Origin of the sequence: Rhodobium orientis (assembly GCF_003258835.1) — a bacterium.
Classification (GTDB): Bacteria; Pseudomonadota; Alphaproteobacteria; order Rhizobiales; family Rhodobiaceae; genus Rhodobium; species Rhodobium orientis.
Genome location: NZ_NPEV01000003.1, coordinates 38136 through 49513, shown reverse-complemented (window position 1 = coordinate 49513; position 11378 = coordinate 38136). Strand labels below are relative to the sequence as shown.

The following is an 11378-nucleotide window of genomic DNA, read 5'->3' as shown; positions in this document are numbered from 1 at the left end:
CCAGACTGTTGTTGGCCGGAACCCTGGCGCTGGTCCTGTCGGTCGTGGCGTCGGTCCTCGGCGGCGTGCTGCGCGAGAGGGCGCTGCTGCCGTGGGCGCTGCTCGCGCTTGTCGCGGCCGCCGATCTCATGCTCTCGCGGTCGCGGCGCAAGCAGGTGACGTTCGCTCTCGTCCCGGAGATATTCATCGGCGAGACCGCGGACCTGAAGCTCGAAGTCGCCAATGCCCCGGACGGCATGCGCGGCCGGCTCGATTGGCCGGAGGGTGTCAGCGGCCCCGGCGCGTTCCCGTTCGAGGCCGGCGAGGGCGGGGCGGCCCGGGCGAAGGTTTCCTGCCGGGCGGTCCGGCGCGGGGTCTGGTCGTTCGACCGTTTGTGGCTTTCCTGGTCCTCGCGCCTGAAGCTCTTTGAATTCGTGCCGCGGCTTTCCGTCGGAGCGAGCGTGCGGGTGGTGCCGAACATCCGCCTCGTCCAGTCGGGCGCGATCACCACGACCGTCGCCAGCACGCTTTACGGCGTCAAGGAGAACCGGGTGATCGGCGAGGGCTCCGAATTCCACCAGCTCCGCGACTTCGTGCAAGGGATGGACGTCAAGACCATCGACTGGAAGCGCTCCGCCCGCCGGCGCGCGCTCGTCGCCAAGGAACTGAGGGCCGAGCGCAATCACCACGTTGTCGTCGCGCTCGATACCGGCTTTCTAATGCGCGAAGAGATCATGGGCCTGCCGAAGATCGACCACGCCGTCACCGCCGCCCTCGCCACCGCATGGGCGGCGATCATCGGCGGCGACCTGGTGAGCTGCTATGCTTACGACATCCAGCCCCGCATCTTCGTTGCGCCGCAGGCCGGCCGCGCCGCCTTTGCCCGGCTGCGCAGCCTGATGGCGGACCTCACCTATGTCGGCCGCGAAACCAACCACATGCTGGCCTTGAGCGAGCTCAACGCGCGCACGCCGAAGCGCAGCCTGATCATCATCTTCACCGATTTCGTCGATACCACCTCGGCCGAGCTGTTGATCGAGAACATCGGCATTCTGGCAAGGCGCCACGTGCTGATCTTCGTGACCCTGCGCGATCCGGAAACCGAAGACCTCGCCGAGGCGGCGCCGCAGACCCTCAACGGCGTTGCGACGCTCGTCGCCGCGAGCCAGTCGATCGCGGAGCGACGCCTGGTGCACGAGCGGCTCGCCCGGCTCGGCGTGACGGTCGTCAATGCAAGGCCCGACCAGGTGACGGCCCGGCTGATCTCGGCCTACCTCGACATCAAGGCGCGCGAGGTGATCTGATGAATGAGGGCGATCTCATCCGTTCGGCGCGGTTCCGCAAGGAGCGCGAGGCGGACTGGAAGCGGCTCGAACGGCTGGTCGTCGAAGCCGAGACGTCCGGCATCCGGCGCATGAGCTTTGCCGCGGCCCGCGACCTGTCGGCGCTCTACCGGCAGGCGACGACCGCGCTCGCCATCGCCCGCGAGATCTCGCTCGACAAGGCGCTCCTCGACTATCTGGAGGCGCTGACGGCGCGGGCCTATCTCAGCGTCTACGCGCCGCAGGAACGTGTCGGCGGCGTCGTACGGCGGTTCTTTGCGCAAAGCGGGCCTCAGGCGTTGCGGCGCTCGTGGCTGTTCATCCTCATTGCCTATCTGTGCCTGGGCCTCGGCGCGCTTGCGGGCTACCTGCTCTACCGGGAGAGCACCGCCTGGTATCACGTCTTCATGCCGTCGGGCCTTGCCGGGGGGCGCGGACCGGAAGCCACCACCGAGTACCTGCGCTCCGTGCTTTACGATCAGAACCCCGACACATCGGGGCTCGGCGCCTTTGCGACCTTTCTGTTTTCCCACAACACGCGGATTGCGTTTCTGGTCTTCGGCCTCGGCGTTTTCCTGTGCTTTCCGGCAATCCTGCTCACATTCCAGAACGGCCTGTCGCTCGGCGCGTTCTTTGCTCTCCATGTCGACCGCGGGCTCGGCATCGATCTGGCCGCCTGGCTTTCGGTGCACGGGGTGACGGAGCTGTCGGCGATCTGCGTTGCCTGCGCCGGGGGATTGCTGCTCGGCGCCGCGATCCTCTTTCCCGGCGAGCGGACGCGCCGGGACGCCCTGCGCCACGCCGGCCGCGACGCCGCCAAGCTAGCCATCGTCGCGGCTTCCATGTTGCTGGTAGCGGCATTTCTGGAAGGCTTTGCCCGGCAACTCGTCCAGGAGCCGGCAACGCGCTTTGCGCTCGGCTGGGGCGTCGGCCTCCTCTGGCTGGCCTGGGCCGTGCTGGCGGGACGGTCGCCGCGATGATCTTTCGCTCCCGCAAACCGGACACGCGGCTGCCGGCCGACGAGATCATGCCGCCGGAGGGCGTGCCGCTGAAGCTTCCGGTAGCCGGCCTTGGCGTCCGCTTCGGGGCCCAGATCGCGGACGTGCTCATCACCTTCGTCGGAGCGCTGGCGGCCTTCCTGTTGCTGATCGCCCTCAGAGCCACGGACCCCAAGAGCATGCTGGCCATCGGCGTCCTGTTCTTTTTCCTGATCCGTGTGCCCTATTACGTGGTGTCGGAACTGATCTGGAACGGCCAGACGCTCGGTAAGCGGTTCCTGAGGATCAAGGTGGTCGCCCATGACGGCGGCCCGTTGACGACCCATGCGGTCGTCGCGCGCAACCTGATGAAGGAGGCCGAGGTCTTCCTGCCCGCCACCCTGCTCCTGACGCTGGACGGCAACGCGGCCATCCCGGCACTGCTCGGCATTGCCTGGATCTTGGCCACATTGCTGGTCCCGCTCATGAACCGTTACCGCATGCGGCTCGGCGACATGATTGCGGGCACGCATGTGATCCACCTGCCGGAGCCGATCCTCCTGAAGGACCTTGCGGCAGAGGCCCCAACCGGAGCGGCAAGCGCGGAGAGGTTCACGTTCCTGCCGCACCAGCTCGACCACTACGGGGCGTTCGAGCTGCAGACCCTTGAGAGGTTTCTGAGGGTGGAGGAACGATCCGTCGCGCAGTCCGAATACGCCAATCGCCGGGCGACGCTCGCCGCGATCGTCGACAAGATCCAGCACAAGATCGGCCATGCCGACCCGGTCCCGCCGGCCGAGCACCGGGAGTTCCTGCGCGCGTTCTACAACGCCCAGCGCCAGCACCTGGAGCAGCGCCAGCTTTTCGGCGACCGGCGCAAGGACAAGCATTTCGCCGCATCGACCGAGGACGAGTGAGGCTTTTGCCACAGCCGCCTGACTGAGCCGTGCCGAAGCGCCAAAAAGGGTTGCGCGCGCAAGGGAGGCGGGCTTTCCTTGGTTCGGGGTGTGCGGTCGCTTCCTCGCGCGCCGGCACGGGGTGCGCGATTGAACCGATAAGGCATTTTAGAAAAGGATTTGTCATGACGGATATATCCATGGACCAGCCCAGGGCGGCGCTGGGGGTCGGCAAGATCATCGGCGACAGTTTTTCGATTCTGTTTGGCAAATTTCCTGCCGTAATCGCCATGGCCCTCATCCCCACGGTGATCGGGCTTGCCATCTCCGCCGCGCTGGTCGGATGGAACGTCGCCCTCGGCCTGGCCGATCCGGATTTGTCAGGCGCCGGCAGCGGATTGGCTTTCGTCCTGCAGACATTGATCAGCCAGGTGGTCTATGCCGTGACGACCGGCCTTCTGGTGCAACTGGCCTATGACGCAAAGCTCAAGCGCCCGCTGCGCATGGGCGAGTACGTCTCTCGCGCCTTCAGTGCGGCGGTGCCGATCGCAATCCTGAGCATCGTTGCAGGCGTCCTCGCCGGGATTGCCGCGATGGCACTGCTTGTACCGGGCCTCTGGGTCTACGCCGTGTTCTCAGTCATGGCACCCGCAGTGGTCATCGAAAGGGCCGGGTTCGGCGGCCTCGGCCGCAGCGTTCGGTTGACCAAGGGATATCGCTGGCCGATTGTCGGAACCCTGATCCTGATTGGTATTTGCCTGGTCCTCATCAGTCTCGCAGGCGGCGGCATCATCGCCTTGATCGGCGGCAGCATGGTCGTCGCCGCCGGCATTTTCTCCGTCATGACCGCTTTCGTTACCGGTCTTGGCGGCATCGTCATCGCCCTGATCTACGCCCGCCTGCGCGCGATCAAGGAAGGCATCAGCGTCGACGAGATCGCATCGGTTTTCGATTGATCCGCCGGCCTATCGCGGGACGAGCCGGACCGGCAGGCCGCCGGCCGGTGAGAGCGTCACGCGGGCGAGAGGGAAGACCCGGTCCGGATCGACAGGCTCGAAGCGGAACGCCGGCAGGATCGCGGAGAGCACGATCAGCATCTCCTGCATTGCGAAGCGCTGGCCGATGCAGATCCGCGGACCGAGCCCGAAGGGCAGGAACGGTCGCCGCCGGTCGCCACAGTCATCCAGGAAGCGTTGCGGCCGGAACATGTCCGGCTCGGACCAGTGCGCGCGGTGGCGATGAACGACCCAGGGCGCAATCAGGATCTGGGCACCCGGCCGGATCTCCCGGCCGCAGATCCGGTCGTCCTCGATCGCCTCGCGGCCGATGAACGGCGCCGGCGGATAGAGCCGCAGCGCCTCGTTGATGACGGCGCGGGTGAAGGAGAGCCGGTCGAGCGCCCTTGCGTCCGCAATGCCCATCGGTGCGCACGCCGCGATCTCGTCAACGACCGCCGCCTCGGCCGCCGGATCGAGGCTGAGGAGATAGGCGATCCAGCTAAGCGCGTTGGCCGTCGTCTCGTGGCCGGCGGCAAGGAAGGTGAGGACGTTGTCGACGACCTGCCCGGCGGAAAGCATTTGCCCGGTTGCGGGATCGGCGGCGCGCGAAAGCCGCTCCAGCAGGTCCTCCCGCTCGTGCTCCTCGTCGCCGAGACGGGCAGAAACCGCCGCCTTGATCTGCTGCCGGAGCGAGCGGATTGCCGGCGCGGCCCGATGGTGCGCCGGTCTCGGCCACCAGCCGGGCAGTCCGAGCACCCCGGAAAGATCGAGGCGGCCGATACTGTCGAAATAGACCGCCATCTCCGCATGCACCCCTGCGCGGTCGGCATCGAGGGCGCCGGAGAACAGTGTTCGCGAGACGACCTCATAGGTCAGGCGCTGGAATTCGGCGGCAAGATCGACCGTCTCCCCGGGCTGCGGCCGGGCGAGCCAGCGGTCCCGCATGGCAAGGGCGCATGACCGCATGTCCTCCAGCAGGGTGGCAACGGCGCGCGGGCTGAACAGGGGCGCCGTGATGCGGCGCGTCGCCTGCCATCGCGCGCCCTCCGCCGTCAGAAGGCCTTCGCCGAGGCCCGGTGCAAGCACGTCCTGCTGCAGCCGGCTCTTGACGTAGTTGCCGGCGTTGTCGACGAGGACGTGGCCGATGGTGCAGGGATCGTTGACGAGCAGGATGGAGCGCCGGCCCCGCCCGAGGGCGAGGACCGGCTCCACATAGGCCTGGCGCGGAAACAGCGTGATCGGGTTCGCCCGCAGCGCCCGCAGCGCGGACAGCAACCGCAGATTGCGTGTCGGCGGCACCGGTGCTGCGGGCCGCACCGGCGATCGCCCGTGGACATCGTCCATGGCGGTTACCCCCGCGATCAGCGGTAGACGGTGCCGTGGCGCGTGACGGTCCCGCCATTGGGGCCGGTCGTCGTGCGATGGCCGGTGCAGCTCTGGGTGTTGGGGTTGCAGGTGACGCTGCCGCTGCGGTGCATCGATCCGCCATAGGGGCCGTAACGGGTGATGTTGCGCGAGCAGGTGCCGTTGTAGCAACCGCCTTGGGCGTCGACGCGGGCGGTGCCGCGCCATCCGCTCGCCGTGCCGTGGCGCTCCCAGGCGTTGGCGTCGGCGGCGGCAAGGCTCATGCCGAGGGCGACGGCAACGGTCGACATCGTCAGGATCTTTTTCATGGCTCCGGTCTCCAGTCTTCGTCTGATGCGAACGGCGCGGGATGCACCGCCGATGGGGTTGGAGACTGGGGCGCTATTGTCAGCACGGCATGACCCGGCCGTATCGTTTGTCGTCGTTTGGTCACCGCCGCGTAACGCTTTGTAACAGCGGGATTATCCGCTTGAGAGTGACGCCCTATTGGCCGAAATTAGGGCCATGACGACACACGCCGCAAAGATCCTGATCGTCGAGGACGATCCCGACATTCGCCAGCTCGTGGCCGAGCTGATGGCCAGGGAAGGCTTTGCCGTGGACGAGGCGAAGGACGCCGCGGCCGCCGATGCGGTCCTCCAGCGCACGCGCCCGGACCTCATCATTCTCGATCTCATGCTGCCGGGCGAGGACGGCCTGTCCTTCTGTCGCCGCCTGCGGGCGCGCGATACGCTGCCGATCCTCATGCTGACCGCAAGGAGCGACGAGATCGATCGGGTGCTGGGCCTTGAGATGGGCGCCGACGATTATCTGGTGAAGCCCTTCGGCCCGCGCGAACTCGTCGCCCGCGTCCGGGTCATCCTGCGTCGCGGGCAGACCCTGCCGTCGCTGCAGCCGCCGTCCAGGCGCTTTGCCTTTGCGGATTTCCTGATCGACATCGACGCGCGCGAACTCACCTTGGGCGACGGCGAGATGGTCTCGCTCACCAGCGGCGAGTTCGAACTGCTGTCCTGTTTCGTGCAGCGGCCGCGCCGGGTGCTGACCCGCGACCAGATCCTCGACTGGACGCGTGGCCGCGAGGCCGATCCGTTCGACCGTACGGTGGACATGACCGTCTCCCGGCTGCGCAGGAAGCTGGAGGCGGCCCGGCCCGGCGCCAACCTGATCACCACCATCCGCAATGGCGGCTATCTGTTCACGGCACCCGTGACGCCGGTGTCCTGATGTTGCGCCTCAGCCTCGCCGCCCGCCTCAGCGTCCTCGTCATCGTCGTACTGCTGACGGTGTGGCTGATCGCCATCGCTCTCTACTATCTCGGCACAGACAGCGACGGCGATGCCTTTCCCGCGCCGGAACGGCTTGCGGCGATCGTGCGGCTCGTCGAGGAGACGCCGGACAAGAACCGACCGCTGCTCCTGGAAAGCCTTTCCTCCAAGTCACTGAAGGCGCACCTTGCGCCCGGCAACACCCTTGAGGCCGTGCCGGAGGCGAGCCGCGAGATCGGCGAAAAGCTGCACGCGCGCTACCTGACCGCGTTCGGGGACCGGCCGGTCGTCATCGCGGCCGTGCCCCAGGACGTCCAAAAGCGCTTTCCGCGGGCGCTCGGCAGCGCCGTCAACGCCTTGCAGTTCCGCGTCGCGCTTGCTGGCGGCAAGGTGTTGGTCATCGACACAAAAAACACCACCGTGCGCTCGCGGCTCGGCCTGCCGGTCGGCTTCGGCGCCGGCCTCCTCGGCACGGTGCTGGCGCTCCTTGCCCTCATCGTCATGCACCGCGAGACGCGGCCGCTACGGCGGCTGGCGGCGGCGGCTGACCGCATCGACCTTGCCGGCGAGCCGGCGCTGTTTCCGCCGCCGAAAAGGTCGGCACCGGAGATCCGCTCGCTGGTCGATGCCTTCAACCGGCTGCAGACGCGCCTGTCCCAGCTCATGCGGGCGCGCATGGCCATGCTCGGCGGCATCTCGCACGATGTCAGGACCTTCGCCACCCGGCTGCGCCTCAGGCTCGACCGCCTGCCGGAGGGGCCGGAGCGGGACCGCGCCATCCAGGACATCGCCGACATGATGCATCTCCTCGACGACGCGCTGCTCGCAATTCGGGCCGGGGCCGGCGAGATGCAGCAGGAACTGGTCGAGTTCGACGAGCTGCTGGCCGCCGAAATCGAGGATCGCCGCGACGTCGGTGCCATGGCCGACCTGGTGATCGGTCCGCCGGGGCGGAGCGCGACCGTGCTCGGCGACCGACTGGCGCTCCGGCGCATCGTCTTCAACCTCGTCGACAACGCCCTGAAATACGGCTACGTCGCCCACGTCGCGCTCGACGTCGGGCTGGCGGACGCGGTCCTCACGGTCGATGACGAAGGCTCCGGCATTCCCGACGACGTCAAGGCCATCGTGACCGAACCCTTCGTGCGCGCAGAAGCCTCGCGCAACAGGGCAACGGGCGGCGCCGGCCTCGGCCTCACCGTGGTGCGCAGCCTCGTCGAGGCCCATGGCGGCACGCTCGCCCTCGGCAACGCGCCGACCGGCGGCGCGCGGTTCACGGTGACCCTGCCGCTGTTCGAAGCTGCCGCCCGGGACTGAGCGGCTGCGGTCATTGCGCCGCAACAGTTTCTGCAGGTGCTTGTCTCGATGTGGTTTCGGCGACGATGCGCCCGTCCGCGAATTCGATCGTCCGGTCGAACAGGTCGAGCGAGCGCGGATCGTGGGTGACCACCAGCACGCCGGCCTGGCGCTCGCTGGCGATCTCCCGGAAGAGTTCCATCACCTGGCGTCCCCGCACGCTGTCGAGGGCGGCGGTCGGCTCGTCGGCAAGGAGGAGGGGAGGGTCGTTGGCGATCGCCCGGGCGATGGCGACGCGCTGCTGCTCGCCGCCCGACAGCCGCGCCGGCCGGTTGTCGACACGATGGCCGAGCGCCAGGCCCTCAAGCAGATCGACGGCATGGCGGTGCGCCTCCCGCACCGGGACGTCATCGATCTCCAGCGCCAGCGCGACATTTTCCGCAGCGGTCAGGAACGGGATGAGGTTCGCCTTCTGGAAGACGAAGCCGATATTGCGGCGCCGGAAGTCCCGCAGATGGTCGAGTTCGGCGTCCGGCTGCGCGACCGGTTGCCCGTTGATCCGGACCTCGCCGCGGGTCGGCGGCTCCAGCAGCCCGGCGATCAGCAGCAGCGTGCTCTTTCCGGAACCGCTCGGGCCGGTGATGCCGATCAGCTCGCCGGGCGCCACGTGCAGCGAGACGCCGTCGAGCGCCCGGACGATGGTATCGCCGCTCCGGTAGTGCTTGGCCGCATCGCGGACGCAGAGGACCGGGTCGCGGCTCATGACAGCACCTCCTGTGCCCGGACCTTCATGGCCCGCCTTATGCCGACGACGCTGGCGAATGCGGAGATCGCGGCAACGGCGAGGAAGAGGAGGGCCAGATCGGGCAGGTCGATGACAACCCGGCGCGGGAAGAACGGGAAGATGACATAGGCCATGCCGACGCCGAAGACGAAACCGCCGCTGCCGACGAGCCCGGCCTGCTGTGCGATCATGCCGACGATCACGGAATTGCGCGCGCCGATCAGCTTCAGCATGGCGATCTGGTGCAGCTTTTCGATGGTCATGGTGTAGATGATCAGGGAGATGACGATCGCCATCACCGCGAGCAGCACCACGGTGAAGGCGAGGATCTGGATCCTCAGCCGCCACAGGCGCTGGTTCAGGAGAAGGTCGTGCTGGTCGGCGCGACTGAGCACATTCGCATCCCCCCAGCCTTCGATGGTGGCCTCGATCCTGTCGGCGTCGGCCGCGGGCGAGAGCGTGGTCAGCACGGCGGCGATCTTGCTCTCCTGTTCCACCGAACTGGTGCCGGTGCCGGCCTCCGCCGGAACCCGTCCGGAACTCGCCCGTGCCAGCAGGACCTCCTCGCTGGTCCGCCGCCGGGCGATCGCCATGGCGTCGCTGACGGTGACGAAAAGGAGGCTGTCGCCCTGCATGTCGACCATGCCGCTGGTGATGCCGACAATTGTGTAGTCGTCCTGGCCGAGGCGGATCCGGTCGCCCTGCGCGACGTCGAGGCTGACATCGGCGATCGCCTCGAAGTGGCCGCTGGCAAGGTGCCGGCCGCGGATCAGCGGGAGCCACCCTCCGCCATCCGCCGGGTAGTCGAGGCCGGTGACGGTGGCGCGCCGCAGGCGCCCCGCGAATTCGAACTGCTGGCTCGACTGCACATAGCGCCGCACCCGGTCGACGCCCGGCAGCCCTTCGACGCGCCGGTCCATCGTCGAGGAGATGGCCGAGCCCTCCGCGAACGGGCCGGCCCGCCCGCCCTGGACGACCCAAAGGTCCGCGCCGATCCTGTCGATGATCAGGAGGGCGTCGTCGACGATGCCCCGGTAGAGCCCGACCATGCCGACCGAGGCCGTGATCAGGAAGCCGACGCCGACGACGGTCAGGAGGAACCGGCCGAGGCCGAAGCGGATGTCTTTCAGTGCAAGGTTCATGGGGCGCCGCCGATGCCGCGCACCCGCATGCCCTGGAAGATCCGGCCGCGGGAGAGCACGATGTCGCCGTCCCGGAGCCCGGCGCGGATCTCCACGAGGTCGCCGCCGATCTCGCCGAGTTCGACCGGAACCCAGCTTGCGCGGCCGCCGGCGACCGTCCACACCCCGGCCTCGCCCCGCCGCCGCAGGATGTGGCGGCTCGGCACCGAGATCACGTCGGACTTCACCGCAATGGCGATGACCGCCGTGCCGCGCTGGCCGATGGCCCAGTTGCGGGGCAGGTCCTCCGGCACGATGTCGACGGTGAACTCCCGCGTTTCGGCGTCGACCTGACGGCTGATGCGCAGCACATGGCCGGGAATGATCCGACCCGGCTGCGACACGAAGCTGAGATCGGCCTTCTGCCCCGGCTTTACGGAAGCGATCGCGCTCTCGTCGAACCGGGCCTTCAGCACGATCGTCGCCGGATCGACGATTTCCACGATCGGCGAACCGGGCGTCGCCAGGTCGCCGATATTCTGCTGGCGGGCGACGACGACACCGTCAAACAGGGATCGCACCGTCGTCTCATCGAGCCGGGCGCGGTCGTGTTCGACCGTTGCCGCCGCCGAGCGCTGCTGTGCCTCGGCCTGGCCGACGGCTGCCTCGGCCGCGGCAAGGCGCGCCCGCGCGGTGCGCATGGCCGCCTCCGCTTCGTCGTAGCCGGCCTGCGAGGTGGCGCCCTTTTCGACCAGTTTCGCCTGGCGCCGGAACGTCGTCTCGGCGTTGGCGACCTCGGCCCGGCGCTGCTCCTCCTCGGCCTTCGCCTTGAGCACGGCGACCCGTGCCGCCTCATGGGACGCGACGGTCGCCCGGAGCTGGCTTTTGAGGTCGTCCGAGGCGATTTCGGCAACGACGTCGCCCGCCGCCACCCGGTCGTTGAGGTCGACCGGGATCGCGGTCAGCCGTCCCTGCACCCGCGCGCTGACGGCGCTGCGGTTGATCGCATCGAGGGTGCCCGGCCCGTTGCGTTGGACCACCATCGTGCCGCGGGCAACGCTAAGGCCCACGGCCTTGCGCGGCACGCCGTATCTGACGCCGAGGAGGGCGCAAACGGCGGTAAGACAGACGAGGAGGAAAAGGGCAAACGCGCGCCCGCGCCGCCGCGGGCGGGAGGCTGGCCGGGTCTTGGCCAGACGCGGTGCCGCCGGCGCACCCGCGCCGTGGTCGCCGGCCCCGGCATCGCCCTGGCGCGGCGCCGGTCTCGCGTCCGTCCGGGCCGCCGCTCCGGCAGCGGCATCGGGCGACGAAAGCAGAGCATCGTCGAAGCCGGTCGCGGTCGGCTCTCGCCCGATGGTCGTATCGTCCAGCATGG

General features: G+C 68.4%; 11 protein-coding genes. 6 read left to right on the top strand and 5 right to left on the bottom strand.

Annotated elements, in window-relative coordinates; all coding sequences use genetic code 11:
• The first annotated feature begins 11 nt into the window (after window positions 1–11).
• The 4 genes from CH339_RS02465 to CH339_RS02450 all read left to right on the top strand — a co-directional run bounded on the left by CH339_RS02465 (window position 12) and on the right by CH339_RS02450 (window position 4130).
• The gene (locus CH339_RS02465; RefSeq protein WP_201240981.1) at window positions 12–1283 is read left to right on the top strand and encodes a DUF58 domain-containing protein; all 1272 of its coding nucleotides are present in this window, start codon (window positions 12–14) and stop codon (window positions 1281–1283) included.
• Complete coding sequence (locus CH339_RS02460) at window positions 1283–2281, top strand: stage II sporulation protein M (protein WP_111432694.1); 999 nt, start codon at window positions 1283–1285, stop codon at window positions 2279–2281. The genes CH339_RS02465 and CH339_RS02460 overlap by 1 nt, the downstream gene beginning before the upstream one ends.
• Window positions 2278–3195, top strand: coding sequence for an RDD family protein (locus CH339_RS02455; protein WP_111432693.1), 918 nt, complete (start codon window positions 2278–2280; stop codon window positions 3193–3195). The genes CH339_RS02460 and CH339_RS02455 overlap by 4 nt, the downstream gene beginning before the upstream one ends.
• 179 nt (window positions 3196–3374) lie before the next feature.
• Window positions 3375–4130: a hypothetical protein gene (locus CH339_RS02450; protein WP_201240982.1), complete on the top strand. Its 756-nt coding sequence runs from the start codon at window positions 3375–3377 to the stop codon at window positions 4128–4130.
• Between the two features lie 9 nt (window positions 4131–4139).
• Here the strand turns inward: CH339_RS02450 and CH339_RS02445 are convergent, their stop codons facing one another.
• Together CH339_RS02445 and CH339_RS02440 are read right to left on the bottom strand one after the other, a co-directional pair.
• Entirely contained in the window at window positions 4140–5516 is a 1377-nt protein-coding gene (locus CH339_RS02445; RefSeq protein ID WP_111432691.1) for a cytochrome P450, read from the bottom strand.
• A 17-nt stretch (window positions 5517–5533) separates the two neighbouring features.
• Window positions 5534–5845, bottom strand: a complete 312-nt coding sequence (locus tag CH339_RS02440; protein ID WP_244669089.1) for a hypothetical protein — start codon at window positions 5843–5845, stop codon at window positions 5534–5536.
• A 196-nt stretch (window positions 5846–6041) separates the two neighbouring features.
• On the opposite strand from CH339_RS02440, the gene CH339_RS02435 reads away from it, so the two are divergent.
• Window positions 6042–6761, top strand: coding sequence for a response regulator (locus CH339_RS02435; protein WP_111432690.1), 720 nt, complete (start codon window positions 6042–6044; stop codon window positions 6759–6761).
• A complete protein-coding gene (locus tag CH339_RS02430; RefSeq protein WP_111432689.1) occupies window positions 6761–8119 on the top strand; it encodes a HAMP domain-containing sensor histidine kinase in 1359 nt (452 codons plus the stop codon). The genes CH339_RS02435 and CH339_RS02430 overlap by 1 nt, the downstream gene beginning before the upstream one ends.
• 10 nt (window positions 8120–8129) lie before the next feature.
• Here CH339_RS02430 and CH339_RS02425 read toward each other — a convergent pair whose 3' ends face one another.
• Genes CH339_RS02425 through CH339_RS02415 form a run of 3 tightly spaced genes read right to left on the bottom strand, consistent with a single transcriptional unit; the run spans window position 8130 to window position 11376 of the window.
• Window positions 8130–8861, bottom strand: coding sequence for an ABC transporter ATP-binding protein (locus tag CH339_RS02425; RefSeq protein WP_111432688.1), 732 nt, complete (start codon window positions 8859–8861; stop codon window positions 8130–8132).
• Window positions 8858–10024: an ABC transporter permease gene (locus CH339_RS02420; protein WP_111432687.1), complete on the bottom strand. Its 1167-nt coding sequence runs from the start codon at window positions 10022–10024 to the stop codon at window positions 8858–8860. Before CH339_RS02420 ends, CH339_RS02425 begins: the two co-directional genes overlap by 4 nt.
• Complete coding sequence (locus CH339_RS02415) at window positions 10021–11376, bottom strand: efflux RND transporter periplasmic adaptor subunit (RefSeq protein ID WP_170138373.1); 1356 nt, start codon at window positions 11374–11376, stop codon at window positions 10021–10023. Before CH339_RS02415 ends, CH339_RS02420 begins: the two co-directional genes overlap by 4 nt.
• Window positions 11377–11378 lie beyond the last annotated feature (2 nt).

Bases quoted from the DNA above. Each gene is read 5' to 3' on its own strand.
- CH339_RS02460 (WP_111432694.1), top strand. From the start codon at position 1,283: ATGAATGAGGGCGATCTCATCCGTTCGGCGCGGTTCCGCAAGGAGCGC.
- CH339_RS02455 (WP_111432693.1), top strand. From the start codon at position 2,278: ATGATCTTTCGCTCCCGCAAACCGGACACGCGGCTGCCGGCCGACGAG.
- CH339_RS02450 (WP_201240982.1), top strand. From the start codon at position 3,375: ATGGACCAGCCCAGGGCGGCGCTGGGGGTCGGCAAGATCATCGGCGAC.
- CH339_RS02445 (WP_111432691.1), bottom strand. From the start codon at position 5,516: ATGGACGATGTCCACGGGCGATCGCCGGTGCGGCCCGCAGCACCGGTG.
- CH339_RS02440 (WP_244669089.1), bottom strand. From the start codon at position 5,845: ATGAAAAAGATCCTGACGATGTCGACCGTTGCCGTCGCCCTCGGCATG.
- CH339_RS02435 (WP_111432690.1), top strand. From the start codon at position 6,042: ATGACGACACACGCCGCAAAGATCCTGATCGTCGAGGACGATCCCGAC.
- CH339_RS02430 (WP_111432689.1), top strand. From the start codon at position 6,761: ATGTTGCGCCTCAGCCTCGCCGCCCGCCTCAGCGTCCTCGTCATCGTC.
- CH339_RS02425 (WP_111432688.1), bottom strand. From the start codon at position 8,861: ATGAGCCGCGACCCGGTCCTCTGCGTCCGCGATGCGGCCAAGCACTAC.
- CH339_RS02420 (WP_111432687.1), bottom strand. From the start codon at position 10,024: ATGAACCTTGCACTGAAAGACATCCGCTTCGGCCTCGGCCGGTTCCTC.
- CH339_RS02415 (WP_170138373.1), bottom strand. From the start codon at position 11,376: ATGCTGGACGATACGACCATCGGGCGAGAGCCGACCGCGACCGGCTTC.